19 protein-coding genes and 3 pseudogenes are annotated in these 23,178 nt (G+C 74.1%); 9 read left to right on the forward strand and 13 right to left on the reverse strand.

What is annotated here, in order from left to right; genetic code table 11:
* Positions 1–100 precede the first annotated feature (100 nt).
* The 3 genes and pseudogenes from ykgO (at position 101) to IE294_RS40765 (ending at position 2,610) form a co-directional block, all read left to right on the forward strand.
* Positions 101–223, forward strand: a complete 123-nt coding sequence (gene ykgO / locus IE294_RS40755) for a type B 50S ribosomal protein L36 (RefSeq protein WP_189894436.1) — start codon at positions 101–103, stop codon at positions 221–223.
* A 105-nt stretch (positions 224–328) separates the two neighbouring features.
* Positions 329–791, forward strand: a pseudogene (locus IE294_RS40760) (GNAT family N-acetyltransferase).
* Positions 792–975: 184 nt separating this feature from the next.
* Positions 976–2,610 carry a phosphodiester glycosidase family protein gene (locus tag IE294_RS40765; protein ID WP_189894437.1) on the forward strand — a complete coding sequence of 545 codons (1,635 nt, stop codon included), beginning with the start codon at positions 976–978 and terminating at the stop codon, positions 2,608–2,610.
* Positions 2,611–3,104: 494 nt separating this feature from the next.
* Here IE294_RS40765 and IE294_RS40770 read toward each other — a convergent pair whose 3' ends face one another.
* Positions 3,105–4,040: a LysR family transcriptional regulator gene (locus IE294_RS40770; RefSeq protein WP_189894438.1), complete on the reverse strand. Its 936-nt coding sequence runs from the start codon at positions 4,038–4,040 to the stop codon at positions 3,105–3,107.
* Between the two features lie 133 nt (positions 4,041–4,173).
* Here IE294_RS40770 and IE294_RS40775 point away from each other — a divergent pair, with 133 nt between their 5' ends.
* Together IE294_RS40775 and IE294_RS49945 are read left to right on the forward strand one after the other, a co-directional pair.
* On the forward strand, positions 4,174–5,442 hold the full coding sequence (locus IE294_RS40775; protein WP_189894439.1) for an MFS transporter: 1,269 nt from the start codon (positions 4,174–4,176) through the stop codon (positions 5,440–5,442).
* Between the two features lie 37 nt (positions 5,443–5,479).
* Positions 5,480–5,599 (forward strand): annotated as a pseudogene (locus IE294_RS49945) (SDR family NAD(P)-dependent oxidoreductase); the annotation flags it as partial.
* A 167-nt stretch (positions 5,600–5,766) separates the two neighbouring features.
* Here IE294_RS49945 and IE294_RS40780 read toward each other — a convergent pair.
* Positions 5,767–7,465, reverse strand: a pseudogene (locus IE294_RS40780) (tetratricopeptide repeat protein).
* A 264-nt stretch (positions 7,466–7,729) separates the two neighbouring features.
* Here IE294_RS40780 and IE294_RS40785 point away from each other — a divergent pair.
* Both IE294_RS40785 and IE294_RS40790 read left to right on the forward strand, forming a co-directional pair.
* Positions 7,730–8,143 carry a YciI family protein gene (locus IE294_RS40785; protein ID WP_014669338.1) on the forward strand — a complete coding sequence of 138 codons (414 nt, stop codon included), beginning with the start codon at positions 7,730–7,732 and terminating at the stop codon, positions 8,141–8,143.
* Positions 8,143–9,285 carry an RNA polymerase sigma factor gene (locus IE294_RS40790; RefSeq protein ID WP_189894462.1) on the forward strand — a complete coding sequence of 381 codons (1,143 nt, stop codon included), beginning with the start codon at positions 8,143–8,145 and terminating at the stop codon, positions 9,283–9,285. Before IE294_RS40785 ends, IE294_RS40790 begins: the two co-directional genes overlap by 1 nt.
* 46 nt (positions 9,286–9,331) lie before the next feature.
* Here IE294_RS40790 and IE294_RS40795 read toward each other — a convergent pair whose 3' ends face one another.
* A complete protein-coding gene (locus IE294_RS40795; protein ID WP_189894440.1) occupies positions 9,332–10,378 on the reverse strand; it encodes a hypothetical protein in 1,047 nt (348 codons plus the stop codon).
* Positions 10,379–11,010: 632 nt separating this feature from the next.
* On the opposite strand from IE294_RS40795, the gene IE294_RS40800 reads away from it, so the two are divergent.
* Positions 11,011–11,844, forward strand: a complete 834-nt coding sequence (locus IE294_RS40800; RefSeq protein WP_189894441.1) for an MmyB family transcriptional regulator — start codon at positions 11,011–11,013, stop codon at positions 11,842–11,844.
* A 117-nt stretch (positions 11,845–11,961) separates the two neighbouring features.
* The gene (locus tag IE294_RS40805; protein ID WP_189894442.1) at positions 11,962–13,008 is read left to right on the forward strand and encodes a beta-ketoacyl-[acyl-carrier-protein] synthase family protein; all 1,047 of its coding nucleotides are present in this window, start codon (positions 11,962–11,964) and stop codon (positions 13,006–13,008) included.
* A 67-nt stretch (positions 13,009–13,075) separates the two neighbouring features.
* Here IE294_RS40805 and IE294_RS40810 read toward each other — a convergent pair whose 3' ends face one another.
* The 10 genes from IE294_RS40810 to IE294_RS40855 form a co-directional block, all read right to left on the reverse strand.
* Positions 13,076–14,215 carry a sugar phosphate isomerase/epimerase family protein gene (locus IE294_RS40810; protein ID WP_189894443.1) on the reverse strand — a complete coding sequence of 380 codons (1,140 nt, stop codon included), beginning with the start codon at positions 14,213–14,215 and terminating at the stop codon, positions 13,076–13,078.
* Positions 14,212–15,627 (reverse strand): alkaline phosphatase family protein, encoded by a 1,416-nt coding sequence (locus tag IE294_RS40815; protein ID WP_189894444.1) that lies wholly within the window; start codon positions 15,625–15,627, stop codon positions 14,212–14,214. The genes IE294_RS40810 and IE294_RS40815 overlap by 4 nt, the downstream gene beginning before the upstream one ends.
* Entirely contained in the window at positions 15,624–16,793 is a 1,170-nt protein-coding gene (gene eboE / locus IE294_RS40820; RefSeq protein ID WP_189894445.1) for a metabolite traffic protein EboE, read from the reverse strand. Before eboE ends, IE294_RS40815 begins: the two co-directional genes overlap by 4 nt.
* Positions 16,794–16,796: 3 nt before the next feature.
* Entirely contained in the window at positions 16,797–17,645 is an 849-nt protein-coding gene (locus IE294_RS40825; protein ID WP_189894446.1) for a TatD family hydrolase, read from the reverse strand.
* Positions 17,645–18,286 (reverse strand): EboA domain-containing protein, encoded by a 642-nt coding sequence (locus IE294_RS40830; RefSeq protein WP_189894447.1) that lies wholly within the window; start codon positions 18,284–18,286, stop codon positions 17,645–17,647. The genes IE294_RS40825 and IE294_RS40830 overlap by 1 nt, the downstream gene beginning before the upstream one ends.
* Positions 18,283–19,164, reverse strand: a complete 882-nt coding sequence (locus tag IE294_RS40835) for a sugar phosphate isomerase/epimerase family protein (protein ID WP_189894448.1) — start codon at positions 19,162–19,164, stop codon at positions 18,283–18,285. Before IE294_RS40835 ends, IE294_RS40830 begins: the two co-directional genes overlap by 4 nt.
* Complete coding sequence (locus tag IE294_RS40840) at positions 19,161–19,556, reverse strand: hypothetical protein (RefSeq protein WP_189894449.1); 396 nt, start codon at positions 19,554–19,556, stop codon at positions 19,161–19,163. Before IE294_RS40840 ends, IE294_RS40835 begins: the two co-directional genes overlap by 4 nt.
* Positions 19,553–20,425 carry an SCO3242 family prenyltransferase gene (locus IE294_RS40845; protein ID WP_189894463.1) on the reverse strand — a complete coding sequence of 291 codons (873 nt, stop codon included), beginning with the start codon at positions 20,423–20,425 and terminating at the stop codon, positions 19,553–19,555. Before IE294_RS40845 ends, IE294_RS40840 begins: the two co-directional genes overlap by 4 nt.
* Before the next feature lie 173 nt (positions 20,426–20,598).
* Complete coding sequence (locus IE294_RS40850; RefSeq protein WP_189894450.1) at positions 20,599–21,723, reverse strand: inositol-3-phosphate synthase; 1,125 nt, start codon at positions 21,721–21,723, stop codon at positions 20,599–20,601.
* Positions 21,724–21,846: 123 nt separating this feature from the next.
* Complete coding sequence (locus IE294_RS40855) at positions 21,847–23,166, reverse strand: ThuA domain-containing protein (RefSeq protein ID WP_189894451.1); 1,320 nt, start codon at positions 23,164–23,166, stop codon at positions 21,847–21,849.
* Positions 23,167–23,178 lie beyond the last annotated feature (12 nt).

Below are 23,178 nucleotides of genomic sequence, written 5' to 3' on the forward strand. Positions count from 1 at the left end.
ACCGCGGGCCGGGTGGAACGCTTCCAGCGGCGCTACGGCCGTACCACCGCCGACCGCCACTGACGGCACAACCCGTTCGACCTCCCGGGAGGAGACAGCAATGAAGGTACGCAAGTCCCTGCGCTCGTTGAAGGCCAAGCCGGGCGCGCAGGTGGTGCGCCGGCGGGGCATGACCTTCGTGATCAACAAGAAGGACCCCCGCTTCAAGGCCCGCCAGGGCTGACGCCCCGCAACGCCGAGCAGCCACGGCCCGGCACCGCACCCGCGGTGCCGGGCCGTTCCCGTTCCCGGCGCCGTCAGCGAAGACCTCGGCGGCGGTAGGCCGGCGATCAGGGGGGAGTGGAGCATCCGGCCGGCCTCGGGGACGGACGTCGAGGCGGTAGCCGAGTTGCGGGCCGTGGTGCTGCGGGCGGATCTGGAGCGGCTCGGGCGGTACGACGAGCGGCGGGTGCGGCAGCGACTGCGGGACGGGTTCGTCCCGGCGCACACCTGGGTGATCGAGGTGGGCGGCGCGTTCGCCGGCTGCGTGGCGCTGCGGCCGGCCGAGGACGCCCACGGGCTGGAGCACTTCTACCCGGCCCCGCACCTCCAGGGCAACGGCATCGGCGCGGCCGTACCGCGCGGGCTGCTGGAGCGGTGCGACCGCGACGGCGTCCTGGTCCGGCTGAACGTGCTGCGGGGCAGCCCGGCCCGGCGCCTGTACGAGCGGCACGGATTCACCCCCGACACCGAGGACCCCCGTGGACGTCTTCATGGTGCGCGAACCGGCCCCGGCCGCATGTGACGGGTGAACACCCGCCGGGCGTCCCACCGTGGCGGGCGGATGCCGGTGGGTGTCAGCCAGGTCCGGTGCGCGCCGTCGAGTTCACATGGCCGTTGTGACAGCGTCGGTTCGCGAGGCGGTGGTTGTCATCTGCGGCCGGTGAAGTGGGCCGCTGTCGACAAGCTGCCGGACGATTCGTGAGGTGCAGGTCCATGCGTCAGATCCGCGTCCGGGGTGCCGAGCGGCGCTCCGCCCGTGTCCGGGCGAGACTCGCGACCGCCGGGGTGCTCGCCCTGGCGGCCCCGGCCCTGCTGTCGGGTACGGCACAGGCGGACGGTTCCGCGCGCACCACGACGACCGAGCAGTGGACGACACGGATCCTCGCCCCCGGGGTCACGGTCCGCACGGGTGTCGTCCAGCACCCCGGTGTGGAACATGCCTGGACGGTCACCGTGCAGGCGCCGGTCGTGACCCGGTGGACCGCGAACGACCCGGACGCGCCCGTGACCTGGGCCGAGGTCTCCACCCGCGCCTGGGCCGACGACACGGCGCGGAAGCTGACCGACGCGGGCCTGCGGCCACGGGTGGAGAGCGTGCGGTGGCCCGACTACGCCGACACACCGCACGGGACGATGGGGTACCGGGTGCGTGTCGGCCGTTTCGCCACCCAGGCGGAGGCGCGGACGGCCGCGTCGGCGGTCACCGCGGCCGGCTTCCGTACGACTGCGTCCTGGACCGGGTACGACATCCAGGAGCCGGCCGACCAGGAGAACATCCACGTCGCGGTGATCGACCCGAAGACCTTCGACGGAACGGTCGAAGCCACGCACGACGGCGATGTGGCACAGCGGGAGACCACCTCGGCGGTGGCGCGGAAGCTGAACTCGCTCGTCGGGGTCAACGGTGGCTTCTTCGTGCTGTCACCGGGCGACGGCGTGCCGGGCACCATGTCCGGGATCGGCGCGTACGAGGGCGAGTGGGAGTCGATGGCGGCCGGTTCCCGCTCCGCGCTGGTCATCGAGGACGGCGGTCACAGGGTCCGGATCGCGGACCTGACGAGCACCGTCACCGCCCGGGCGGGCAAGGCCGTGTACCGGATCCAGGGCATCAACCGGGTGCCCGGCACCGTCCGGGACTGCGGCCGGCCCGGCAGCACGCCCAGTGAGCTGCCCTGGCAGGACGTGACCTGCCACCTCCCCGACGACATGGTCCGGTTCACCGACGCCTTCCAGGCCGACCTGCCGACCGGGCCCGGGGTGCAGGCCGTGCTGGACGCCTCCGGGCGGGTCGTCTCCGTCGGCGCGCGGGGCGGTCGCGTCCCCGTGGGCGGGCACGTGCTGCAAGGCATCGGCCGGGCCGCCGACTGGCTGACGGCGCACGCCGGGCCGTCCGGCCGTATCAAGGTCGGCGAGGTCGTCCGCACGACCGACGGCCGGCGCGTCGCGCTCGGGCCCGGCGACTCCGTCGTCAGCGCCGCCCCGACGCTGGTGAGGGACGGCCGTATCGACATCGACGCCGCCGCCGAGGGTGTGGTCGACCCCGCGTACACCTCCTTCGGATACGCGTGGGCCAACGTCCGTCAGCCCCGCACCCTGGCGGGCATCGACGGGCGGGGCCGGCTGATCCTCGCGACGGTGGACGGGCGGCTGACGAACGGCAGCGAGGGGTTCACCCTCTACGAGGCCGCCGCCTTCATGAAGTCGCTCGGCGCCGTGCAGGCGATGAACCTCGACGGCGGCGGCTCCACCGCGATGGCCGTGGGCGGCACGCTGGTCAACACCCCGTCCGACGCCACCGGCGAACGCCCGGTCGGAGACACCGTCCAGGTCCTGCCGGCGGCCCACTGACCGAGGCGGCTCAGCCGGGCTGCTGCTCGGGGAGGAGCGGGGCCTCAGCCGGTCTGGACGCGCCGGGCCGCGGCCACGAGTTCGGCAGGCAGCGCGGGCAGCCGGGTGGGTGGCGCGGCGTCGGACGCCGGAGCCGTGGGCGGCGACGCGCCCGGCACCGTCCCCGTGGTGTCGCCGGTCCCGCCGGCCCTCCAGCGCGGCCTCGACATCGCCAAGAGCAGCCTCGCGGCACGGCTGCGCGCTGGAGCAGGCCGGGGTGCTGCGCGGCGAGCCCGCGCCGGACGGCGGGTCGCACCGCGCGCACGTCCTCACGGACGAGTGCCGCGCCCTGTTCCCGGTGATCGTCGCCCTGCGCCAGTGGGACGAGGAACAGCGCTTCACCCCCGGTGAGCACCACTTCCGGCTGCTGGACTGCCGGACCGGCAGCCCGCCGCGCCGCGTGCGGATCCGGAGAGCTCGGGGGAGGGCGTGTCGGCCTCGTCGTAGCGGGCGTGTCAGCGTGGAAGTACCCAGCCCGGCGTCCAGGTTCCGGCGGCGGCGTGGCCGGCCGTCGTCGTGGCGAGGTGGTCGCGGAGGATGGCCAGTGCCGGGTGGGGGTTGTCGCGGTGCCAGAGGAGCGAGTGCGGGTAGACGGGCGTCGGGCCGGTCACCGGGATGCGGCGCAGGCCGAGGCCGGCGGGCCAGACGAGGCTGGTGTGCTCGCCCATGAAGGTGGCCAGGGCCGGGGTGTCCGCGACGGTGTCGAGGAGCGCGTCGGAGCCGAAGTTGGGGCCGGTCGCCTCGATGGTGAGACCGAACTCGGCGACGAGGTCGTCGTAGTAGGCGGCCCACTCGGTACCGGGGACGATGCCGGGCATCCAGATCCGGTGCCCGGCGAGCCGGGCGAGAGGCACCGACCGGGCGCCCGCCAGCGCGTGGCCGGGGCCGGTGAGGAGCTGGAGCGGTTCGTCGAGCACCCGGACGGACTCGATGTCCTCGGGCAGGGGCCGGCCGGGCGCGGCGACGGCGCGGAAGGACGCGTCGATCGTGCCCGAGCGGAGGGCGGCGACGGCCGTCTCGATGTCGAAGAGCATCACCACGTCGAGGTCGATCTCGGGGTGCGCCCGGTGGAACCCGCGCATCAGGCCCGTCGCCGCGCCGCGCGAGGCGATCACGTCGACGCGCAGCGGGCGGCGGCCGGTGCCTACGGAGGCGACCGCGCGCTCGGCGACGCGCAGCAGTTCGCGCGCGTGGGGCAGGAACGCCTGCCCGTCGATGGTGAGCTCGGCGCCGCGCGGAGTGCGGGTGAACAGCCGTACCCCGAGGGTGCGCTCCAGCGCGGCGATGCGCTTGGAGACGGCCTGCTGGGTGACCGCCAGTTCGGCGGCGGCCTCCTGGAACTGTCCCGCGTCGGCGGCGGCGACGAAGGTCCGCACGGTGTCGAGGTCCATGCCGACACCCTAGGGCCACAACCAGCTGTTGTGGCCGACGGCGCTGTGGTTGTTTGATCCCTGCTCGGGGTGCCCGCTTTGATGCTTCCGGTCGCGGACCGGTTGTGCGGAGGAAGGCGAGGGGACGTCGGGCATGAGGAGCGGACACCGGCTGGACCATCTGCTCGGACGCCGGCTGGGGCGGCGGTTCGGATGGCTCTGGGGAGCGTACGGGACCAGCGCGCTCGGCACCTGGCTCGCCTTCGGCGCCTTCCCGCTGATCGCCGTCCGCGTGCTGCACGCCGGACCGGCCGAGGTCGCCGCGCTCTCCTCCGTGGGCGCCGCGGTGGGCGCGGCCGTGGCGGTGCCGCTCGGCCCGTGGGTGGAGTTCCGCCGCAAGCGGCCCGTGCTGATCGCGACGGACCTGGTGCGGTGCGCGGCACTGCTGACGATCCCCGCCGCGTTCGCGCTCGGTGCGCTCACCTTCCTCCAGCTCCTGCTGGTCTCGGTCGTCGTCGCGGCGGCCGACATCACCTTCCGCGCCGCCTCCGGCGCGTACCTGAAGACGCTGCTGCCGGCCGATGACCTGCTCGTCGCCAACGCGCGGTTCGAGTCCACGGCCTGGACCACCACGATCATCGGACCGCCGTTGGGCGGCGCGGCGACCGGGCTGCTCGGTCCGGTGGCGACGGTGGTGGCCGACGCGGTGAGCTACCTGCTCTCGGCCCTGGGCCTGTGCGCGATGGGCGGGCAGGAGCCGCCGCCCGAGCGCCGACGGGCCGCGCGCATGCGGGCCGGGGACCTGCTCGACGGCTGGCGGTACATCCTCGCCGACGCGACGCTGCGTCCGCTGTTCTTCAACACCGCCGTGTTCAACGGCCTGGTGATGGCCGCCGAGCCGCTGCTGGCCGTCCTGATGCTCGGCCGGCTCGGGTTCACGCCGTGGCAGTACGGCCTCGCCTTCGCCGCGCCCTCGATCGGCGGGCTGCTCGGCTCACGGCTGGCCCGCCCGCTCGCCGCCCGGTTCGGGCAGCACCGCGTCCTGGTCGTGTCCGGGACGCTGCGCGCCCTGTGGTCCGTCGGCCTGGCCTTCACCGGGCCGGGCACCGGAGGGCTGCTGCTGGTGATGGGCGTCGAACTCGGCCTCATCTTCAGCTGCGCGGTGTTCAACCCCGTGTCCGCCACCTACCGTCTGGAGCGCACCGCGACCGACCGGGTCGCCCGCACACTGACCGCCTGGACGGTGACGACCAAGGGCTCGACCGCGCTCCTGACGGCCGTCTGGGGAATCCTGGGCAGCCTGCTCGGCCCGCGTACGGCCATCGGCCTGGCCGGCGTGCTCCTGCTGGCGACCCCGCTGCTGCTCCCGCGCCGCGCGGCGACGCCCCTCTCCGAGCCGGAACCGGCACCGATCCGCACCTGACGCCTGAGGGCCTCGCGGTCGCCGCGCGCTGGGCCGCATGCCGCTCTCGGCCGTCCGCGAGGCGAGCAAGATGGCCGTCGAGGGGTTCACCGCCTCCCTCGCCCTCGCACTCGCGCCGTTCGGCGTGCGGACGAGGACGGTTGAGCCGGGCGCTTGCCTGACGACCGACGCCGCGGGCAGGACGACCGGCGGCGCGTCGGTGAACGAGCCGGTCCCGGCGCCCCGAGCAGCCCCCCGCACCCGCACGGGGCCCGCCCGCCGCCCCGGGCCCGGACCGGCCGCGCACGGACCCGCTCGCGTCCCTGCCGGAGCCGTACTCGACGGTCAGTCCTCCTCGGCGCAGCAGCCGTGCCGGGGCGCGGAGCCCGCGGCGACGGTCTTAAGGCGGCAGAAGCAGGACGCCTCGACCGGTACGTCCGCCAGCGCCGCGGCGATCTTCAGCTGCTGGGCCACGATCCGCGCCTCCCCCTCCTTGCCGAGCCGCACCAGGCACTCGTGGAGTCCGTGCAACGCCCAGACATTGCCGGGGTGTTGCAGCGGGCGGGGGAGCGTGTCGTCGAGTCCGAGGTCGGCACGGTAGACGGCCTCGGCCTCCGCGACCAGGCCCTGTTCGAGGAGCAGGGCGCCGTAGGCGTGCCGGGTGGGCTGCATCCAGCCCCACGGCTCGTCGTACGGCAGACCGTCGTCCAGCTCGACCGACCGGCGCAGCGCCGCGAACGCCGCCTCGTACCTCCCCTTGCGGTAGTCCAGCTCGCCGTCCAGCATCTGTGCCGCGATGGCGAGGATGTCCGTACAGGTGTTGTTGAACAGCATCCGGGTCTCCGGCACCCGGGCGACCGCCTCGTGGAACAGCGCGCGTTCCGTGTCGGCCTCGTCGGTCCGGCCCGTGGCCGAGAGGGCGACCCCGCGCGCGTAGCGCAGCATCGCCGTCGTGACGCAGTGGAGCCGGGCGTCGGCGGGCAGCGGCAGGCGCAGGATGTCGTCCCAGCGGCCGAAGCGGACGAGCACGTGCACGCGCATCGCGAGGAAGCCCTCCAGCCAGTCCGCCATGGGCGGGCTCTCCACGCGCAGCAGCTCCTCGGGTACGGCGGCCTCCAGCCGGTCCGCCGTCTCGACGGCGTCCTGGAAGTGGCCGAGGAACATCGCGCCGTAGATCTTGAAGTGGAGGTTGTGACACCGGTACAGGGTGTAGAAGTTCATCGCGCCCGCACGGGCACGGAACCTCTCGTCGGCCGTGATCGCCTCGGTGTTGTCGGAGATCACCCGGCGGTAGTCGCCGCAGAGCACTTCCAGGTGGGACGGCATGTGCTGGAGATGGCCCGCGTCCGGCACCAGACCGCGCAGCCGGTCACCCGCCGGCAGGGCGGCCTCGGGCGTCGGGGACATCTCCATCAGGTGGATGTACAGGTGGAGCAGCCCCGGGTGCCGGGCTCCCGCCCGGGTGGCGAGGGCCTGCTCAAGGACCGCCTTCGCCTCGGTGGTGCGCGCGCCGGGGGCCGGGCGGCCCGAGCGGATGTCCCAGAGCCGCCAGGGCGTGAGGTTCATCAGGGCGTCGGCGTACAGGGTGGCCACGTCGAGGTCGCCGTCGGCCAGTCGGTGGGCGGCCCGCATGCCGTCGGCGTAGGCGGCGTTCCACACGGAACGGTCCTCGGCGTCCGGGGCCCGGGACCGTGGGTAGCGGGCACCCAGCGCGCCGACGAGGGTCTGCTCGACCGGGGTGGCGCCGGCCGCCTTCGCGTGTGCGCGCCGCACGGCGGCGTGCGCCCGCTCCACCGTCCGCTCCAGGTCCTGTTCGTCGAAGAACTCCCAGGGCTTGTTGTAGTTGGGGCCGAGCGCGTAGGCCAGGCCCCAGTCGGCCATGGGCACAGTCCGGGTCCGCCGCGGCGGCGGCCTCGAAACAGCGGACGGCCTCCTCGTGGTTGAAGGCGTACGTCCAGTTCAACCCGCGGTCGAACCAGGTCTGCGCCTCGTCGGACGACGTGGTCACGCGCCGGCTGTGGCTGCCGAGGTCGTAGTAGTCCATGCCCCCGCGCCTCCCTCGTACGGGTCGTCAACGGGCCGCGCAGCGAAGAGTACCTTCCGGCGAACCGCACGTCGTCACACACCGGCGGCCCGGTCTTCGGGCGTTCGGCCGATCCACTTCACCCGGTTCCGGAGCCGGAACGGACACCGGCCCGCGGGCCCCGGCGGAAGAAATCCGGGCGGTGATGTCGAGAACCCGTGACCGGCTCCGTCCCAGGGGTGAGCGCGGCCACAATGGGTCGCACCAGCACCGAGGAGAACCACCATGGCCAAGTACCTGCTGCTCAAGCACTACCGCGGCGCTCCGGCGGCGGTCAACGACGTGCCCATGGACCAGTGGACGCCGGAGGAGATCTCGGCGCACATCCAGTACATGCGGGACTTCGCGGCCCGGCTGGAGGAGTCCGGCGAGTTCGTCGACGGCCAGGCACTCGCCCCCGAGGGCACGTGGGTCCGGTACGACGGTGAGGGGCGCCCGCCGGTCACCGACGGCCCCTTCGCCGAGACCAAGGACCTCATCGCCGGCTGGATGGTGATCGACGTCGACAGCCACGAGCGCGCCGTCGAGCTGGCCGGGGAGCTGTCGGCCGCCCCGGGAGCGGGCGGCAAGCCGATCCACGAGTGGCTGGAGCTGCGCCCGTTCCTGACCGCGACGCCCACCGTCACCGAGTGCCATTGATGGACGAGGCCCTGCTGAGGAGCCTCACGCCGAGCGTGCTCGCCCTCCTCGTCCGCCGCGGAGCAGACTTCGCGGCGGCCGAGGACGCCGTCCAGGACGCGCTGGTCGAGGCGGTCCGCGTCTGGCCGGCCGACCCGCCGCGGGACCCGAAGGGCTGGCTGGTCACCGTGGCCTGGCGCAAGTTCCTCGACCAGAGCCGGGCGGACACCGCGCGCCGCCGGCGCGAGGACCGTGCCGGCGAGGAACCCGCGCCCGGGCCGGCGCCCGCGGTGGACGACACCCTCCGGCTCTACTTCCTGTGCGCCCACCCGTCACTGACGCCGTCGTCCGCGGTCGCGCTCACGCTGCGCGCCGTCGGCGGGCTCACCACCCGGCAGATCGCCCGGGCCTACCTGGTGCCCGAGGCGACGATGGCGCAGCGTGTCAGCCGGGCCAAGCGCACCGTCTCCGGCGTGCGGTTCGACCGGCCCGGCGACGTCGCCACCGTGCTGCGCGTCCTCTACCTGGTCTTCAACGAGGGCTACTCCGGCGACGTCGACCTGGCCGCCGAGGCCATCCGGCTCACCCGGCAGCTCGCGGCCGGGACCGACCACCCCGAGGTGGCGGGGCTGCTCGCCCTGATGCTGCTCCACCACGCCCGGCGCCCCGGCCGGACCGCGCCCGACGGCAGCCTGGTCCCGCTCGCCGAGCAGGACCGCGGCCGATGGGACACACGCCTGATCGCCGAGGGCGTCGCGATCCTCCAGGCGGCCCTCGCCCGGGACCGGCTGGGCGAGTTCCAGGCCCAGGCCGCCATCGCCGCCCTCCACGCCGACGCGCCCACCGCCGAGGAGACCGACTGGGTGCAGATCGTGGAGTGGTACGACGAACTCCTGCGCCTGACCGACAACCCGCTCGTCCGGCTCAACCGCGCCGTGGCCGTCGGCGAGGCCGACGGCCCGCGCGCCGGCCTCACGGCACTCGCCGAGCTGGACGGCTCACTGCCCCGCCACACCGCCGTAGCGGCCTACCTGCACGAACGCGACGGCGACCTGGAGACGGCGGCGCGGCTGTACGCCGAAGCGGCCCACCACGCCCCCAACCTCGCCGAACGCGACCACCTCACACGCCAGGCCGCCCGCCTCAACGCCCGGCGCCACTGAGGCGCCCAGGCCCTGAAGGCAGGGACCCGAAGGCCGGGCCGGGTCGCTACTGGATGCTCCAGCGGTGCGGGTGCTCCGGATCCTCGGGGCAGGCGAAGACGTTGAGTTCACCCCAGCGGCCCACGACGACCCCGGTGGGGGTGGCGGAGTGTCGGGCGGACCGCTCCTGGTCCTGAAGCGGGCGCCAGCTCCGGCTGCCGCCGTCCCACTCCGAGCTGTCGATGGTCAGGAGCAGGCTCATCGGGGCGCCGCAGGTCAGGCAGTCCATGGGGTACGGGTCGGTGGCGTGCCAGGAGGCGAAGCCGCCGACGCGCCAGCCGGGCGGGATGGACAGGTCGTACTGGTAGCGCGGTGGCTCGGCCGTGTTCCCGCCCCCTGCCGGCTGCGCCGCCGTCTGCTCGGCTTCGGCCTCGAGGGAGTCCTCCCAGGCGTCGATCCGGGCGCACAGCTCCTCGGGCAGGAGGCCGGCGAACGGGTAGGTGACCACCTGCTCCGGGTGCAGCACACAGGCTTCGGGCAGGAACCCGTCGGACCCGACGACCGGCGGCTGCGGCGGCGCGGTCAGTACCCGGCCGACCTCCCACGACCGACGCCAGCGCAGGTCCAGCCCCAGGCCGTGGCCGCTGGGGCCGTGTGCGCTGAAGGGACACCAGAACACCTGGAGCAGATCGCAGTCGTCAGGCCCCGCCGGGAGGTCGGGGACATCACGCCGGTAGAGCTGCGCCAGACCGATCATGGGCAGCGGGTCCTTCGCCGCGGCCTCGGGCAGCCGGTGCTCCCGGTGCAGCTCGACGAGCAGCTCCCGTTCCTCCTCCGTAGGACCCGGGGCATGTTCCCGGGCCCACGCGGCAGCCAGGACCCGCCGCCGCCGGTGGATGTCCGCCGGACGCCGGCCCCGCCCGCGGCCATGGGCCTCGCCGCACACCGGCCAGGGCTCGTCCGCCGGCCACAGCAGGGGGCCGCCCACGGAACTGGCCGTGGCACCCGGCCTGCCCGGCCGAGGGTGCAGCCGTGTCGTCGTCCCCCGGTAGGCGGCCAGTTCCGGGAAGAGCGCCTCGACATCGAGCGGGCGCGGCGGCGTGGTCCTCTGCATGGACGCGACCCTAGAGGCGGGACGGCCCCGGCCGCCGGGCACCCCGGCGGGCGGTGGCACCGCGCGGAAACCGCCGCCCTTTCGGCTGGTGCCGCGGCCGTACTCGGGGATCGGCCGCGGCACCAGCCACCCAGGGCACTCCCGCGCACGGCACGAATGCCCCGCGCCGGCGAGCGTATGCGGAGCCGAACGGGTGAATTGACAGGAGGGCACAGGTCGGTTGGCGGCTTCCGGGGCCGCCAGCCTGACGGCCGGTGCCGAGGCCCCTGGCGTGGGGCGAGGGGGCACCGGCCGTGGCCTGGCAGCCGGGCCCGTACCGTGGAGTGCCGCGTCTCAGGCGCCGCACGTGTTCCCCTTGATGGGAAACGGCACCCGAAAACCGGTCGCCCTCCCGGTCCGTCCCGGTCCCCCGCTCACGGATACCGGCCGGCGGTGCGTGCGATGCCGATCAGCACCCGCGAGGGTGTCACCACGCGGTCACTGACCACTGCATCCGCAGGCCAGCGACCCCGCGTCACTGAGCATGCAGCACGCAACCAGTCGATATCTACGGCGAATCTTTTACATCAATACCGCGTGGCACTAATTAAACTGAGCCGCAGTCAACGCCAGCCTCGGGGGACAAGCCACCAGTGAACCGCCAAGCATTGAAAAAGCTCCTCAAAGACCGCCGTGCGCTCATATCCCCCGAAACGCACGGACTGACCCGCCCCACCGGCCGGGGGCGCCGTGCCCCCGGCCTGTCACAGGGGCAGGTCGACGAACTGCTCGGATACTCCGAGCGCACCTACCAGCGCCTGGAATCCGGCAACTACCACCACCCCCCGGTCGACCTCCTCCGCGACGTCGCGCGTCTGTACGGCATGAACGAGCAGGAGTGGATCAGCCTGTGCCGGTACGCCCGCGGCGAGGACCCGCCCGGCCCGCTGTACGACACCTCCGGCCACGCCCTGCCCGCCGCCTGGGCCGACGCCGTCGTCGGCATCACGCACCCCGCCTACGTCACCGACGCCTCCTGGAACCTCGTCACCTGCAACGACCGTTTCCACGCCCTGTTCGACAGCGGCCGGGCGCCGGTGAACACCATGCGGTGGATGCTCCTGGACGGGCGTGACCAACTCATCGACTGGGCCACGGCCTGGGCCCCGCTGGTGATGCCCCAGTTGCAGGCGGCGCTCGCCCAGCGCCCCGACGACAAGGTCCTGCGGCAGATCGAGGCGGACATCCTCGCCGACCCCCTCGCCCAGCCCCTGTACGAGAAGGGCGGGGCCTCGATCCACCCCGACGGCGACGAGCGTCCGATCCGTCACGCGGTCGAGGGGCAGGGGTGGGTGACGATGTGTGTGGCCCAGCCGCTCGCGGCGCCCGGGTCCCGGTGCATGATCCTCGTTTTCCGGCCGGGTCCGCGACGGACCGGGAGCGGGCCGCATATGTTGAAAGCCCAGGAGAACGGCATGAACGCCTGAGTCTGCCCGTCTTTGGCGCGCGGCCAGGCAGTATTTCAAGGACGGCGAAGGAAACAAACCAGCCAATTTTGCCGTACCTTGACTTAATCAGGTCGCAGCGCCTTCAGGGGGGAACCCATGCCCGCTCATATCGCCCGCCCCACCACCGTCCTCGCCCCTCACAAAATCACCACAGCGGAGATAGCCGACGACATTCGTGCCCACCACCCCCACCACCCGCGCCTCGGTGCGATCCTCCGTGTCCTCGGCAACTGCGGCGTGGAGACGCGCTATTTCACCCAGCCCCTGGACTCGCCCACCGTCAACGGCACGGCGGAGGTGGGCGACCGCGCCGCCCGTGCGTTCGCGGACGGCCTCACCATGGCCGAACAAGCCGCCCGCGCCACCCTCGACCGGTACCGGCTCCAGCCCGGCGACATCACCGGCCTCATCACCACCCACGCCACCGGCTGGGCCGTCCCCAACCTCGACATCCACCTGGTCGAACGGCTCGGGCTACGGCCCACCGTCCGCCGTACCGCCCTGACGACCACCGCCTGCGCCGGCGGAGCCCACGCCCTGGTCCGGGCCGTGGAACAGGCCCTCCTGCACCCCGGATCCCGCGTCCTCGTCGTCGCCGCCGAAGTGCTGTCCACCGCCTACAACCACGCCGACACCAAGATCGAGCACATGATCTACAAGGCGCTGTTCGGTGACAGCGGAGCCGCCACCGTGGTCTCCAGCGACCCCCTCGGCCCCGGTCTCGCCGTCGACGCCCACGGGCTGTTCGAGTACGTCCTCCCGGACAGCCTCACCATGTACGCGGGCAGAATCGACAGCACGGGCCTGCACTTCGACAGCACCAAACAAGCGACCGGCGGCGCGAGACACGTCATGCCCGCCGTCACCGACTGGCTCGCCGGCCGCCCCGTCGAGGTGCCCGTCATCCACCCCGGGTCGAAGCCCATCATCCTCGACACGGCCGACGCCCTCGGCCTCACCGCGACCGACGCCCGCCACTCCCTCGACACCCTCTCCGAAGAAGGCAACCTCGGTGGTGTATCGGTTCTCCGGGTCCTCGAACGCACCCATGGCGAGCCCCCGGCCGACGGCGAGAGCGCGCTGCTGGTCGCCTACGGCCCGGGATTCTCCGTCTCCGCCCTCCGCGGCACCTGGCGGGACTAGCCGGATACCGACGGAGGCGGCCGGGGCCCGCTCGGCGGGCCCCGGCCGGTGAAAGGGACGACGGGCGTCAGCGGCGCAGTGCCGCCAGGTTGCGGTAGCCGATGGCCGCGTGTTCCAGGGACTGGGCCGGGTCGGCCGCGCTCGGGGCGTTGTCCTGCTCGACCATCGGGTTGTGGTAGTTGCGGTGGCCCACGCGGGAGAAGAACGTCGTGTAGTCGATGACCCCGGTGCCGAACGGGACCATGTCGTACCCCATGCCGTTCGTGGTGTTCACGACGCCGTCCTTGGCGTGGAAGAGCGGGTACCGCTTTTCGTGGCGGGTGACCAGGCCCGCCGGGTCGAAGATGTTCGTGCGCGTGGAGCCGTCGTGGGCGGTGTAGGCGCGGAACTTGTACTGGGCGACGTGCGCCCAGAAGACGTCCATCTCCAGCCAGACCAGCTTCGGGTCGGTGCGGGACAGGAAGTACTCCAGCTTGCGGATGCCGGAGCCACGGGTCGGCCTGCCCTCGGCGTCCAGCGGGCCGCCGTCCAACAGGAAGTCGTAGGCCGCGTCGTGGTTGTGGGTGTACAGCTTCAGGCCGGCCCGGCGGGCGATCTCCCCGAGGGCGTTCCACTTGTCGGCGGCCACGTCCCAGTCCGCCTTGTACCGGCTGCTGGTGGGGTCGGCACCGGTGCCCATGTGCGCCATGCCGAGGATGTTCGCGATCTCCAGGTGCTTCTTGAAGGTGTCCAGATCGCCGCTGGTCAGGGGCCAGGAACCAGGGATGAAGCCGTGGTTGCCCTGGGCGCGCAGGCCGGTGTCGTCGAGCCAGCGGCGCAGCAGCTTCGCGCCCTGGACGGACTCCAGGCTCGCCCCGCCGGGCGCGTTCGGGTGCTGGCCGTAGCCGGCGAACTCGACCTGACGGTAGCCGAAGCGGGCCAGCTGCTCGAAGACGCCGCGGAAGCCGGACGGCAGCGAGGTGGACAGCGGGTCCCGGCCGATGGCGTCGCGCACGGTGTAGAGGATGATGCCGCGCTTGTCCGCGGGGACCAGGGACCTGCCGTTGCCGCCGGTTGCGGCCCGGGGCGCGGCCTGGACGGGGGCGGCGCCGAGGACGGGGGCGGCGACGGCGCCGGCCGCGACGGCGGTGCAGGTGCTCAGGAAGCGGCGGCGGCCGATGCCGAGGCTGCGGCGCAGGTCTTCGTCGGTGTGCTGGCTGATGTTCACGGGTGCCTCTCTCTGGACGGGTCGTCGGTGGTGAGACCGGCGAGGTGCAGCAGGAGCGGTTTCACGTCGGTGGCCGCGATGCGATCGCCGACGGCGCGGGGGGTGGAGCACAACAGGAGCGGACCGTCGTCGTCGCTCGCGGGGAGGCGGCCGTGGCTGCCCCGGATCGGTGAGGGGTCGAGGGGGACGACCGCCATGCGGTAGCGCAGGCCGAGCTTCTTGCGGGCCAGCGCCGTCGCCGCCCTGACCTTCACATAGGGGTCCTCGGGGTCCATGAACAGCTCGACCGGGTCGTAGCCGGGCTTGCGGTGGATCTCCACGAGGGGCGCGAAGTCGGGGGCGCGGGCGTCGTCCAGCCAGTAGTAGTACGTGAACCAGGCGTCCGGTTCCGCGACGGCGACGAGCTCGCCGGAGCGCGGATGGTCCAGGTGGTGGGCCTTCTTGCCCTCGTCGTCCAGGAGTGTCTCGATGCCGGGCAGGCCGTCGAGGGCGGCGCGGGTGGCCGCCAGGTCCTCGGGGCGGCGGACGTACACATGGGCGATCTGGTGGTCGGCCACCGCGAAGGCGCGGGACGCCATCGGGTCCAGATACTCCATGCCGTCCTGGGTGTGGACCTCCAGCAGGCCGGCGCGGCGCAGGGCGCGGTTGATGTCGACGGGCCGGCTCACCGGGGTGATGCCGTACTCGGACAGCACCACGACGGTACGGCCCTGCTCGCGCGCCTCGTCCAGCAGCGGGGCCAGGGCCGCGTCGAGGTCGGCGGCGGCCTTCAGGGAGCGCGGGTCGTCCGGGCCGTGGCGCTGCAAGTCGTAGTCGAGGTGCGGCAGGTAGCAGAGGGTCAGGTCGGGCTGCCGGGTGCGCAGGACGTGCCGGGTGGCGTCGATGATCCACTGGCTGGAGACCAGGTCGGCGCCCGGACCCCAGAAGCGGAACAGTGGGAACGTGCCGAATTTGTCGGTGAGTTCGTCGTGCAGGGCGGGTGGCCGGGTGTAGCAGTCGGGTTCCTTGCGGCCGTCGGCGTAGTAGACGGGACGCGGGGTGACGGTGATGTCGGTGTCGGCGCCCATCGCGTACCACCAGCAGATGTTGGCGACCGTGTAGCCGGGGTGGACGCGGCGGGCGGCGTCCCACAGCTTGTCCCCGGCGACCAGGCCGTTGTGCTGGCGCCACAGCAGGACCTCGCCGAGCTCACGGAAGTACCAGCCGTTGCCGACGATGCCGTGCTCGGCGGGGAGCGTGCCGGTGAGGAAGGTGGACTGGGCGGCACAGGTGACCGCCGGCAGCACGGTACCGAGGTGCGCCTGGGAACCCGCGGCGGCGAGGGCCTCCAGGTGGGGCATGTGGGCGACGAGACGGGGGGTGAGGCCGACCACGTCGAGGACGAGGAGCGGGGTGGGGGTCCGCTCGGTCATGGCAGCTCCTTCAGGCCCAGGTCGGTCAACAGGTCGCGGGCGAGGGCAAGTTCGGCGGCGATGCCGTCGGCGAGCCGGTCCCGGCCGCGCGGACGCAGGCCGGGCGGGAGCGCCTGCCAGGTGTACGTCTCGACCTCCAGGTGCCGGGTGAGCGGGCGCGGCCCGCCGACGAGCCGGGCGAGGGCCGCGCGCAGCACGGGGAGCGTGCTGGTCAGCGGCGCGGTGGGGGACGCGTGCAGCGGGACGTGGAAGTGGGCGCGCCACGGTGCGTCCGCAGGCAGCGGCCCGCCGGCCAGGGCCTCGGGCAGGTCGTCGGTGCCGCGCACCCCGGCGTCGGTGAGGGCGCGGGTCTGGTGCAGGAAGCGGGGCTCCGCGAAGCCGGCGAGGGCGGTACGCACCTCGGGCCGGCCGGGGTGTTCGGCGTGCAGCGCGGCCGACAGCTGTGCCTTCACCACCGGCACCGGGGACGCGGCCAGGGCGTCCAGCGCGGCGGTCGGGTCCTCGAACGAGGTCGCCAGATGGCAGGTGTCGACGCAGACGCCGACGCGGGGATGGCCGACCGGGCCGAGCGGTGCCAGGGCGTCCGCCGTGGTCTCCACGACGCAGCCCGGCTCCGGCTCCAGGCCGACGCGGACCGAGCGGCCGGTCAGCTCCGCCAGCGAGTCCAGGCGCTGCCCGAGGGTGCGCAGCGCCGCCCGGCCCGCTGCGGCGCGGTCGGCGGTCCAGGTGGTGCGCCAGCCGAGCGGCAGGGTGGAGACGCTGCCCTCGGTGACGTCGTCGGGCAGCAGCGCGGCGAGGACACGGGCGAGCGCGGTGGTGTACTCCAGACGCTCGCGGTCCGCCCAATCTGGCTTGTACACACGGTACTTGACCTCGGCGGCGCCGAAGCCCTCGTACGGGAACCCGTTGAGGGTGACGACCTCCAGACCGCGCCGGTCGAGTTCCCGCCGCAGGGCGCGCAGCGCGGCCGGGTCGGTGTCCACCGCGCGGGCCGCGTCATGGGCCAGCCACAGGCCGATGCCGAGCCGGTCGCGGCCGAGCCGGCGCCGGACGGGCTCGCAGTGGTCGCGCAGCTGGGCGAGGACGCCGTCGAGGGTCTCGGCGGGGTGGACGTTGGTGCAGTAGGCGAGGTGGACGGTCGTACCGTCCGGGTGGCGGAAGCGCATCGCTCACTCACCGCCGCGCAGCAGGGAGTTGCCCTCGTGGGTGGCCTCGGGCGGAACGACGTCCAGCTCCAGCCGGCCGCTCATGCCGTAGAACGCGACCGGGTTGCGCCACAGCACCCGGTCGACGTCGTCCTCGGTGAAGCCCTCGGCCAGCATCAGGTCGGCCACCTTGCGGGTCTTCAGCGGGTCGCTGCGGCCCCAGTCGGCGGCCGAGTTCACCAGCACCTTCTCGGGGCCGTAGGCGCGCAGGACCGCCACCATCCGCCGCTCGTCCATCTTGGTGTCGGGGTAGACGGAGAAACCGAGCCAGCAGCCGCTGTCCTTGGCGTCCCGCACGGTCGTCTCGTTGAGGTGGTCGACCAGGACCCGGTCGAGGGGCAGGGCGGACTCGCGGACGACGTCGAGCGTGCGGCGCAGACCGGCGAGCTTGTCGCGGTGCGGGGTGTGCACGAGCGCGGGCAGACCGTGGTCCGCGGCGAGCTGGAGCTGGGCGGCGAGGGCCTTGTCCTCGGCCGGGGTCATCGCGTCGTACCCGATCTCGCCCACCGCCACGACCTGGTCCTTGACGAGGTAGCGCGGCAGCTCGTCCAGGACGGGGGCGCAGCGGGGGTCGTTGGCCTCCTTCGGGTTGAGGGCGAGCGTGCAGTGGTGGGCGATGCCGTACTGGGCGGCGCGGAACGGCTCCCAGCCCAGCAGCGAGTCGAAGTAGTCGAGGAAGGAGGCGGGGGAGGTGCGGGGCTGGCCCATCCAGAACGACGGCTCGACCACCGCGCGGACGCCCGCGTCGCGCATGGCCTCGTAGTCGTCCGTGGTCCGGGACGTCATGTGGATGTGCGGGTCGAACAGGCGCATCAGGAGGCCTCCTTGCCGGACTCCGCGGTGGCGAGGGCGAGCACGCGGTACAGGCCGCTGGGGACGGGGCGGCCGGCGGCGGTGCGCTCGGCCGCGAAGTCGGTGAGCATCCGGGCGAGTTCGGCGTCGTCGCGGGCGCGCTCGGCGAGATCGGCCACCGCCTCGACGGGGACGCCGGTGAACAGGCATTTCAGTACGGCCTGCCGCCAGCCGTGGGCGTCGAGGTGGCGGGCCGCGTAAGGGCCCACGGCGGCGGCCAGCAGCCGGGTGTCGTTCGTGCGCAGGGCGTCCTCGACGAGGGGGAGGGCGTCCGGGCCGGGGACGAGGTGGGGCAGGGCGAGCAGCACGGCACGGCGTTCGGCGGCGGTGCCCTGCCGGTAGACGCGGGTGACGGCGGCGAGGTCGGCGCGGGCCGTGTACAGGATCAGGACACGGGCGGCGTCGGCGTGCCGGCTGCCGCAGCGGCGGCCGGCCTCGGCCAGCCGCAGCTCCCACGCGGAGATCGGGCCGTGTCCGCCGGGGTGGTCGGCGGCCTCGGCCAGCGCTCCGCGCAGCCAGGCGCGCGCGGGCGGGTCGAGGTGGGCGTCGAGGTGGTCGCGCAGCGCGTCGGGCGAGGGCGCCGCGGCGGTCGAACGGGTCACGGGGTGCTCCCTTCGTGCACGGTGGCCGGGGTACGGGGAGTCGCGCGGCGGAGGAACGGCAGGGAGGTGGCGGCGTGGTGGGGGCCGGCGTGGGAGTGGCGGGGCAGCTCCACGACCGTCAGGCCCCGGTAACCGGTGGCGGCGAGTGCCGCGAGGACGGGCGGGAAGTCGATCTCGCCCTCGCCGAACGGGAGGTGGTCGTGCACGCCCCGCCGCATGTCCTCGATCTGCACGTGCCGCAGCCAGGGCGCGGCGGCGCGTACGCAGTCGGCGGGCGGCAGCGGCTCCAGACACTGGCAGTGGCCGATGTCGAGGGTGAGGCCGAGCGCGGGCGGGTCGCCGAGGAGACGGCGCAGGTGGTGGAAGTCGGCGAGGCTCGCCAGGAGGTGGCCCGGCTCCGGTTCGACGGCGAGGGGCAGACCGGCGGACTCGGCGGCGTCGAGGACAGGGGAGAGGGAGGCGGCGAGCCGCTCCCACGCCGGCGCCGGGCCGGGATCGGTCGGCGGAACGATTCCGCTGAAGCAGTGCACGGCCGTGGCGCCGAGGTCGGCGGCCACCCGCACCGCCCGCAGCAGCAGGTCCACGCGCCGGGCGCGGGCCCCGGGGTCGGGGTCGAGCAGCGAGGGACCGTGTTTGCGGCGCGGGTCGAGGACGTACCGGGCGCCGGTCTCCACGGCCACGTCGAGCCCCAGTCCGGCCAGGCGCCGGGCCACCCGCCGGGTACGGTCGGCGAGGCCGGGGGCGAGCGGGTCGAGGTGCATGTGGTCGAGGGTCAGCCCGACCCCGTCGTACCCGAGGTCGGCGAGCAGGGCGAGGGCGTCGTCCAGCCGGAGATCGGCGAGACCGTTGGTGCCGTAGCCGAAGCGCAGGGGGTTCACGCGGCGCTCCCCTCCCTGACGGGCGATCCCCCGCGACACGCCCCTGCCCGAGCGACCGGTCCGGGGGGTGCGGTGAGGCTGGTGGTGTCGGCTGCGGGGGTGCCGCTGGTCGCGTGGGTGGCCGGCGGGCTGGGGGGTGCCGTGGCCGGGGCGGTGGTGTCGGTGGCGGTGTTGTCGGTTCGGGTGCGGGTGTTTGCGACTGCGTGGGTGGTCGGCGGGGCGGGAGTTGCCGTGGCCGGGGCGGTGGTATGGGTGCGGGCGTGGGTGAGGGGGGTGCCGCTGGTCGCGTGGGTGGTCGGCGGGGCGAGTGCTGCCGTGACCGGGGCGGTGGTGTCGGTTCGGGTGCGGGGGGTGACGGCGTTGTCGCCCCGGTGGGCGGGGACGAGGCTCATGTGACGCTCACCCTTCTCGCCGCGCGGGCGGCCAGTGGGCCGAGGGCCGCTGTGATCAGGGCGGTCGCACCGGCTCCGGCGCGGGCGGCGAGGGCGGCCTGGAGCGGGATCGTGGCGCGGATGCCGGCGCCGACCGCGCGCTGGGTGAGCGGGGGTGACGGGTTGAGGGAGGCGTGGAGGTAGGGACGGGCCGTGGTCTTGGCGTAGCCGAGGGCGAGCGCGGTGGTGAGCGGGCGGTCGGGGAGCAGCCGGGTCACCGCACCGGTGGCGGCCAGCGCGGCGAGCGGGGCGAGCGGAGAGCCGCCGCGGGTCTCCTGCCGCGAGACGACCGTGACCGCGAGCGTGTGGGTGCCGAGCAGGGCCGCCGACGACAGGGCCGGCCGGACGCGTCCGGCACCGGCGGCGGCCCCGAGCAGCAGGTCCAGGGCGCGGGCGGCGGCCATCGCGGCCGGGCCCGCCGGGGTCCGCTTGAGCAGGAGGTCGTACGACCACACGGTGGCCGCGAGCGGGGTGGCGACCGCCAGCGCCGGGCGCCCCGCGCGGGCGGCCAGGGCGAGCCCGGCGGCCGTGAGGGCACAGGCCGCGGTGAGGGCGGCGGCGGGCCGGACCCTGCCGGACGGCAGCGGCCGGTGCGGGCGCTCCACGGCGTCCTCGGCGCGGTCGGCCCAGTCGTTCAGCGCCATCCCGGCCTCGTACAGGCACAGCGACGAACCGATGGCGAGCAGGCACCCGCGCCCCGGCCGGGCGCCCACGGCCGCCGCTCCGGCGAGCGCGTCCCCGGGAACGGTGAACAGGGCGGGCAACCGCAGCAGTTCGGCCCACGCCCGCAGCCGACCGCCGGACCGCGAGCGACCGGGGGAGCCCGGCACACGGCTGCGGGGCCCGCTCGGCGCCGGCTTGCCGGGTTGGTGCGGGACGCGGCTGTCCGGTGCGCCCGGTGCCGGTTCGCCGGGCTCGTGGGGCGCGCGGCCGTGCGGTGCGCTCGGCACCGGCCTGCCGGGCTCGTGCGGGACGTGGTGGTGCGTGCCGCTCGGTACCGCGCTCACTCGGGGTCTCCCAGGTCGCGGGCGAAGCGCAGGAGCGCGGTGTACTGGTCGGCCAGGGCCGCCGGGGCGGTGCCCACCGGGTCCTTGAAGTAGAAGGACAGGGCGGTGAGCGGGCCGGCGCGGCCGGTCTCGTGGGCGCGGGCCGTCAGGCGGGCCAGGTCCAGGACCAGGGGCGCCGCCAGGGCCGAGTCGCAGCCCTGCCAGATGGTCTGGAGGACCATGCGGGTGCCGAGGAAGCCGTCGAAGGCGATGTGGTCCCACGCGGTCTTCCAGTCGCCGAGCGCCGGTACGTCGTCGATGTGGACCTCGCCCTCGGGGACCGTGCCGAGGGTGTCGGCGAGGACGCGCTCCTTGCCGGCGTTCTTCGCCGCCGCGGCGGCCGGGTCGGCGAGGGCGGCGCCGTCCCCGCCGCCGAGGAGGTTCGTGCCGGACCAGGCCCGCACGTCCAGTGCCCGCTGGGCGAACACCGGGCCGAGGGCGGAACGCAGCAGCGTCTGCCCGGTCTTGCCGTCGCGGCCGGCGTACGGCAGCCCGCTGGAGGCCGCGAGGGCGGCGAGTGCGGGGTGGTGCAGCCCGGTCGAGGGGGTGAAGTTGACGTACGGGCAGCCGGCGCGCAGGGCTGCCGCCGCGTAGAGGGAGCTGGGCGGAAGGGACGTACCGGTCGCGGCCGGTTCCGTGGAGGCGACGTTCACCACCACCGCGCGGGCCAGAGCGTGGCGGCGTACGAAGTCGCGCAGGTCCTCGGTGAAGGCGGTGATCAGTTCCTCGGCGGTGCGGGCGTCACCGGGAAGGGGGCCGCCGGTCCTGATGTCCCGGTCGGCGGCGGCGAGTTCGGCGGCGACGGCCGTGGGGAGGCCGGGCGGGAGGACCCCGCCGGCGGCGAGTTGCTCGGCGCGCTTGGGCAGCGGGCAGTCCGTGGTGTCGTGGCCGCCGAAGACCAGGGACGACAGCGCGGGCAGGCCGCTGCCGGCGAACGCCGGGCCCTCGGTGACCAGGCCCGTCGGCCGGTGCAGGCCCGCCGTCAGCGCGGCGCAGCCCGCGACCACGGTGGTGGCGACGGAGCCGCGGGCCCCGATCAGCCAGACGCCGACACGCGGGGAACGGGCGGGGGGCGCGGACATGGGCAGCCTCCTTGACGAGCGCGGGCACCGGGAGCGGTGGGGGATGACGCCGTACGTGGGGGGTTCGGGCGTGCGGAGGTGGTGACGGCGGGCGGGAGTCCGGCGTCTCCCGCCCGCCGCCGTTCAGTGGCCCTTGGCGGGCAGTTCCCTGATCCGGATGTCGCGGAAGGACACCTCGTCACCGGCTCCGTGGTTCTGGATGCCGATGTGCCCGTCGGTGAGGCTCCGGGCCGGATCGGTGTTGGTGAAATCGTTGATCTTCACGCCGTTGAGCCAGATCCGCAGGCGTTCGCCCTCGACCCGGATCTCGTACGTGTTCCACTCCCCCGGCGGGTTCAGCGCACGGTCGCGCTTCTTCAGGTCGGCAGACCGGAAGCCGTAGACGGACCCGGTGGTCTTCTCCGGGACGTCGGTGGCGTCGATCTGGATCTCATAGCCGTTGTTCACGGCCGACCACGGGTCGTCCGAGGGAGGGAAGCCCACGAACACGCCCGAGTTGTCGTCGCCGGCCGTCTTCCAGTCGAGCTTCAGGGAGTACGACCCGAAGCTCCGGCCGGCGTACCAGAGCAGGCCCATCCCGCCGGACGAGGTGAGCGTGCCGTCGTCGGACAGGGTGAAGGAGCCGGGGCCGGCCTGTCGCCAGCCGTCGAGCGAGTCACCGTCGAACAGGGCGGTGTATCCGTTCTCCGGCCGGCAGTCGGCCTGGGCGGCGCCGATCACGTACCGGATCCCGCCCAGCAGGTGCCGGCGGAACTCCGGGTCCGCGTACGACTCCTTGGTGTGGCCGCCGCCGGTGTAGAAGGCCCGGCCGCCCTGGTACTCCTGGCACCAGGCGATCGGATGGTCGCCGTTCATGGTGCCGCCGGTGTACGACGACTCGTCGAGCGAGGCGAGGACGTGGGCCCGGTCCCGGGGGTTGGAGCGGTAGTTGTACCACTCGTCGGTCCGGTTCCAGGTCCGCGCCGGCCCCGAGGTCGCCGGGTGGGCGCGGTCCTCGACCCGCACGGTGGCCGGCTGGATCGCCGGGTGCGACTGGAAGTACGCGCCGGCGAGGCCGCCGTAGAACGCCCAGTCGTACTCGGTGTCGGCCGCCGCGTGGACGCCGACGTAGCCGCCGCCGCGGTGGACGTAGTCCTCGAACGCCGCCTGCTGGGCGCTGTCGAGGACGTCCCCGGTGGTCGACAGGAACACCACGGCGTCGTAGCGCCGCAGGGTGGACGGGGTGAACGCGCCCGCGTCCTCGGTGGCGTCGACCGTGAAGCCGCCGCTCTCGCCGAGCTGCCGTACCGCTGCGACGCCGTCGGGGATCGAGTCGTGCCGGAAGCCGGCCGTCTTGGAGAAGACCAGCACCCGCTTGGTGTCGTCCGCGTCGTGCGACGCGGCCGGTGCGGCGGCGCAGCCGAGGAGCAGCGCGGCCGTCGCGACGGCGGTCACTGTGCGCATGTGCCGCTCCTC

The sequence above is a fragment of the Streptomyces canarius genome (assembly GCF_014650735.1).
Lineage (GTDB): Bacteria > Actinomycetota > Actinomycetes > Streptomycetales > Streptomycetaceae > Streptomyces > Streptomyces olivaceoviridis.